Origin of the sequence: Streptomyces sp., from assembly GCF_036566765.1 — a bacterium.
In the GTDB taxonomy this organism is placed as follows: Bacteria; Actinomycetota; Actinomycetes; order Streptomycetales; family Streptomycetaceae; genus Streptomyces.
In genome coordinates this window covers 1-3,961 of record NZ_DATCVQ010000141.1, presented here as the reverse complement: position 1 = coordinate 3,961, position 3,961 = coordinate 1, and the positions used below count along the sequence as shown (strand labels likewise).

Annotated in this window: 4 protein-coding genes and 1 pseudogene; 4 read left to right on the top strand and 1 reads right to left on the bottom strand. The window is 68.9% G+C overall.

Features of this window, described 5'->3' with window-relative positions; all coding sequences use genetic code 11:
* The first annotated feature begins 230 nt into the window (after window positions 1–230).
* The 4 genes and pseudogenes from VIU94_RS07385 to VIU94_RS07370 form a co-directional block, all read left to right on the top strand.
* On the top strand, window positions 231–1,157 hold the full coding sequence (locus tag VIU94_RS07385) for a YhjD/YihY/BrkB family envelope integrity protein (RefSeq protein WP_524540624.1): 927 nt from the start codon (window positions 231–233) through the stop codon (window positions 1,155–1,157).
* Window positions 1,154–1,570, top strand: coding sequence for a hypothetical protein (locus tag VIU94_RS07380; protein WP_331908821.1), 417 nt, complete (start codon window positions 1,154–1,156; stop codon window positions 1,568–1,570). Before VIU94_RS07385 ends, VIU94_RS07380 begins: the two co-directional genes overlap by 4 nt.
* A complete protein-coding gene (locus tag VIU94_RS07375; RefSeq protein ID WP_331908819.1) occupies window positions 1,567–2,448 on the top strand; it encodes a hypothetical protein in 882 nt (293 codons plus the stop codon). The genes VIU94_RS07380 and VIU94_RS07375 overlap by 4 nt, the downstream gene beginning before the upstream one ends.
* A 113-nt stretch (window positions 2,449–2,561) precedes the next feature.
* Window positions 2,562–2,708 (top strand): annotated as a pseudogene (locus VIU94_RS07370) (IS256 family transposase); the annotation flags it as partial.
* A 551-nt stretch (window positions 2,709–3,259) separates the two neighbouring features.
* Here the strand turns inward: VIU94_RS07370 and VIU94_RS07365 are convergent.
* Complete coding sequence (locus tag VIU94_RS07365) at window positions 3,260–3,670, bottom strand: hypothetical protein (protein ID WP_331908817.1); 411 nt, start codon at window positions 3,668–3,670, stop codon at window positions 3,260–3,262.
* Window positions 3,671–3,961: the final 291 nt, after the last annotated feature.

Below are 3,961 nucleotides of genomic sequence, written 5' to 3'. Positions count from 1 at the left end.
GACCTCTATCAGGGCCGGGGTGCCGTCTGCGTTCGCCATGCGCGTTGACGGCGGCCTGCGGCCCGGGCGTGGTCAAGAGGGGCCGTCCGGATCCTGCGCGGGTGGCCGGTGCGAGGGACGATCGACGTAGGGATGCCCCTGTCAGCCGTGTGATCGCCGGGTACTGGGTCTTGAATCCGCGCGCTCGAGCGGATCGCCGACTTCCGGGTGTACGTCACGGGGAGAGGAACATGAATTCGTCGAGCAAGGATTCGAACAGCAGACGAGTGCCGCCACAGTCCTCGGGCCCTGCCAGCCTCCCGGCACCGGGCGAGAGGTCCACAACACGGCGAAGCGCCGGGAGTGTGCGGCGGGCGGCCGTGTGGGGCAGGGGGAAGTACACCGGGTCGTGGGCCGACTCCCTGTGGCAGCGGCTGGGTGCGGTGGACTTCATCAGCCAGGCCATGGTGCTGGCCGCCACGCTGTTGCTGTGCACGGTGCCGTTCTTCTTGATCTTGACCGCTCTGGCCGGGCGATCGGCCGCATCGACACTGTCGCACCGCATGGGTCTCACCGAGCAGGCCGCCGCGGAAGTCGGCGAGCTATTCGCCCCTTCGTCCGCCATCTCCGGCGCGGTCACCGGAACAGCGTGGATCTTCTTCGTCCTGGCCGGGCTGGCAGGCGCGAAGGCGGTCCAGCAGCTGTACCAGAGAGTCTTCGACGTGAAGGCCCGGGCCATTGCGGACTCGGTGCGCGCGCTCGCCTGGCTGGCCCTGCTCGTGGGCGCGCTGTTCGCGGTTTCCGCAGCAGGGCCGGGGCTGCGCGGGACTGGGCCGGTCCTATTCTGGATCACGCATCTCGCGCTGAGCATCGGCTTCTTCTGGGGCTCGATGCGACTCCTGCTGACCGGAGGCATCGCCTGGCGCAGGCTGCTGCCGTGCGCGGTCGCCACAGGCATCTGCTGGGTCGGCATGATGGCCGTGTTCTCGGCGATCTTCTCCGACCTGATCGTCAGCTACGACCAGAGGTACGGGTCGATCGGCACCGTCCTCGCCTTCATGTCGTTCTTCATCGCAATCGGAGTGGTACTGGTCCTGGGAGCCGCCCTAGGCCTGGTGTGGACGGAACACGGCCTGTCATTCCGCGGTGCCCTGAGCACACTGCGGCGGAAACCATGACCGGCCTCACCACGACGACACACGACACCCGCTCCAAGCCCCGGCTCTCGCCCGGCATGATCGCGTGGATGGTGCTACGCGCGCGTGTGTCGGCCGACACGCCGGTGTCGGTCGCCGTTCCGGTGGCCGTCTCCTCCACGCTGTCCCCCGGCAACGTCCGCGGGCGCGTGGCTGACAGCCGCGGCCTGTACATCGCCGTCACTGTGCTCTGCGCCGTCGGCTTCGGCGGCATCACCATCACCGCCAGGTCCCCGACCGCGCGGCCGGTCGTCGCCAAGCAGACGGTCGCCAGCCTGGCCGCCCTCGGCCCCGGCCCCGGCTGCCCCGGCCTCGCGAACAGAGACGTCGTGGGCGCCGTCCGGCATCGCCGGCACCGGCAGGATCCGCCCCGGTACCGGAGCGAGGGACCGTGAACCGCGCCGACCGGACACCGCCGGGACGGGACCGCGCCGGCCGCCGCCCGCGCCGCAGGGCGGCGGCGACGTTCGTCGATCACATCCGCGCGGACGGTGTGATCGTCCGCCGGGAATCACGCCATCACCGCAAACACCAAAAGCCGGCCACCGGATCGACATGGTGGGCGCCCGCCGCCCGCGGCTGGTGGATCGCGGTCCTGTTCGCCATCGGATCTGCGCTGTTCGCAGCCGGTTCGATCCCGGCCTACGCCGACGCCGTCGGCACTCGAGGAGACACCCTCACCTACTTCATCGGCTCCCTGTTCTTCACCGCGGCATCCTTCCTCTGCTACCGCGAAGCCGTCGACGCCGCGACACCGGCACGAAACCCCCACCACCGGCAGTTCTTCACCTACCAGCCCCACCAGATCGACTGGTGGGCTACCTCGGTCCAGCTCGCCGGCACCCTCTACTTCAACATCAGCACCGGGCTCGCCATGGCCGACAACCTCTCCGCCCAGACCGCCCACCAACACGTGTGGCGACCCGACGCGATCGGCTCCGTCTGCTTCCTCGTGGCCAGCACCCTCGCCTGGTACGAGGCCTGCCACGGCTGGCTCGCCTGGCGAGCCCGATCCTGGGCATGGTGGATCACATTGGTCAACCTCATCGGGTCCATCGCATTCGGAATCTCCGCCGTCGCCGGCTACATCAACCCCGTCACCGGCCAGGTCAACAACATCGACCGAGCCGACACCCAGACCCTGATCGGCGCACTATGCTTCCTCGCCGGCGCCATCCTGCTGCTCCCCGAACGCACCGAAGAAACACACCACCGCTCCCCAACCCCCAACCCCTCGCCCCGGAACCCGCCCACACCCCACGACCGCCGGTGAGTCATGTGGCTCAGGGACTGTACGGACTGTAAGAAATTCGGTGTAACTCCCGATCGTGGAAGAGTGCACCTGTCACCGGTGAGAAGTTAGGGGCCGAGGCTGTCTCGGCCGCGGTGGACGACCGGTTCGTCGAGGAGCTCTTCTCCCGGGCTCAGGCCGAAGGACTGCAGCTGACGACGGGTGAGGGCGGGCTGCTGCAGCAGCTGACCAAGCGGTTGCTGGAGTCGGATCTCGAGGGCGAGATGACCGATCACCTCGACTAAGACCGGCATGATCCGGCGGAGAGCCGGCTGTCGCCACGGCAGCCCATCCGACAGGCACAGCACAGCGCGGCACGGAGGACCAGTGTCACAGGGCTCAGCATGCCTGCTCCTGGGGCTCATCCTTGATGGCCTTCCAGTCGTCCTTCCAGCGTTCGACGGTGGCGACGACGACGTACTTGGTGAGGCGCTGGGTGGGCAGCGCAACCGGCTTGCCCGGCTTGGTGTCGATGACCTTCCAAGCCGACGCGTCCGAGCGGCTGGGCAGGGTAACGCTGGGCAGCCGCCTGCATTGTGCGGGCTGAGCGCGTCGTCTCGGGCACCCGCCTCCGTCCCATGAGACGGAGCGCTGCCGCTGGCCCGGCGTACCGGGAGGCGTACGCGCTGACGCCCACGGGCATGCAGTCCGTGGGCGTCGGCGCGTGGTGTCGGTCGGCTGGCTGCGTAGGCGAGAGCGGAGAGCGTTTGTCTCTGGGCACGGCAAGCGCCGGTCTGTCGCGGATACCTGAAGTGTCGGCGAGATCTGGGGGCCGTTGGGCGTGTCGGGCCGGCTAAGGGAGCGTTTTGCCTTGGATCGCTACGAGGGCCAGATGGATCGCGAATGCGATCCCGTCGAGCCCGAGGAGGAAGAAGCCGGGTTCCAGGGTGATTTCGATGGGCCGCGAGGACGGGTCCTGGAGTACGACCACGTTCGATGGGTCCCGCGGGTCGTAGGCGACTTGGACGGACTGGGCGACGCTCTGGTGGGAGAAGACACGCGTGGTGCCGCTGCTGTCCGTGCACTGGTACGTCATGGGGGCGTCCGCCTGCACCGCAATGACGGTCACACCGTGCCTGCGTAGGCGAGTCTCGTGGAACCACGGCACTACGCACACCGCGCCGAGCCACAGCGGCAAGGCAGCCATGACGCCGATCGTCACGGTGAACACCGCGCCGGCCACGGCGGTGCGCTCGTGGCCCACGAGGCGGTGGTCACAGCCAGGGCGAGGACCGCGCCCAGATAGCCGAGCATGACAGCAGGGCGACGGCGACGAGCCGCGGCAGGAGCAGCAGCCGGCGCAGCAGCACCGTCCAGTGGCACTGCTCCCCGGCGGGGGCACGTCCAAAGCCGGCCGCCGTTCCCCTCGTCGGCTTCGGCCGAAGTACGGGGCTCCCCACCTGTTGCGATCGCCGCCTCTCCCGCTCCCAAGGTCACCTCGATCGTGACGCAGCGGGCGGGCCGTCGCACCACCACGGGAACCACAGGGGAAAGC

What these genes read in the sequence shown, in the direction of transcription:
- VIU94_RS07385 (WP_524540624.1), top strand. Translation starts at nt 231, where the DNA reads ATGAATTCGTCGAGCAAGGATTCGAACAGCAGACGAGTGCCGCCACAG.
- VIU94_RS07380 (WP_331908821.1), top strand. Translation starts at nt 1,154, where the DNA reads ATGACCGGCCTCACCACGACGACACACGACACCCGCTCCAAGCCCCGG.